Annotated in this window: 2 protein-coding genes; one reads left to right on the top strand and one right to left on the bottom strand. The window is 43.8% G+C overall.

What is annotated here, in order from left to right:
* On the top strand, nt 1-315 hold a 315-nt coding region (locus tag A3738_RS21035; RefSeq protein ID WP_068763836.1), incomplete at its 5' end, for a DUF4442 domain-containing protein.
* On the opposite strand, the gene A3738_RS21030 is transcribed toward A3738_RS21035, so the two are convergent.
* Nucleotides 312-808 (bottom strand): hypothetical protein (locus A3738_RS21030; RefSeq protein WP_197473947.1); only part of this gene is annotated, 497 nt, incomplete at its 5' end. The genes A3738_RS21035 and A3738_RS21030 overlap by 4 nt on opposite strands.

Below are 808 nucleotides of genomic sequence, written 5' to 3'. Positions count from 1 at the left end.
TGCGAAATGATTCTGAAGAACCAGAAGAAAGTGCAGAATCATCTTGGTTGTATACATGCCATCGCTATGTGCAATGCTGCAGAACTCGTTGGCGGAGTTACAACCGAAGTCTCAACACCAGAAGGTACACGCTGGATACCAGAAGGCATGAGCGTGAAATACCTCGTGAAGGCCAAAACCGACTTGATCGTAAAGTGTGAAGCTGACGATATTGATTTCACACAAGACGGAAAAATAGATGTGCCCGTCGCCGCCTATAACGACGAGGGCGTGAAGTGCTTTACAGCACTAATCACGATGAATGTGAAGCGTTAGTAGCGCAAAGACCACGACAAACCAAAGGTCCGCGCATCATTCAAGTTGAAATCATCACTGATTAAACCAACGTTCCACGCCTGCGACTGTAAATTGAGTTCTAGTGCCTGCGTTTTTAGATCAATGACAGTTTTAACACCGAGACTTTCAGTAACTTTATAGCCGAAACCCAAGGACGGGTAGGTATAATCATCATAGTGAAAAACACCTGCATAAACGTCCCAGAGTTCATCAAAACCGTATAAAAACTCTGCATCGTATCGAGGTTCGAGTTTTAAACGGTGATCACGATAGTCTTCAACGCCAGTCAAAATGGGTTTTACGTCAATCAACCCCTCAGGCGATATACTTAAACGGTTAGATGTCGCATTGGCGGCAGTATAGGGTGCCTCTTTTATAGTGATTTCATTGACCACATCTAGAAAAGATATTGATAGCGCGAGACTATCAGTTAGTTTTGATTGCACATGAAAATCAAGGGTGTAACCGTAGC

This window comes from Oleiphilus sp. HI0066 (assembly GCF_001635725.1).
Note: the sequence above shows the minus strand (reverse complement) of the source record. Positions and strands in the feature narration are given on the sequence as shown.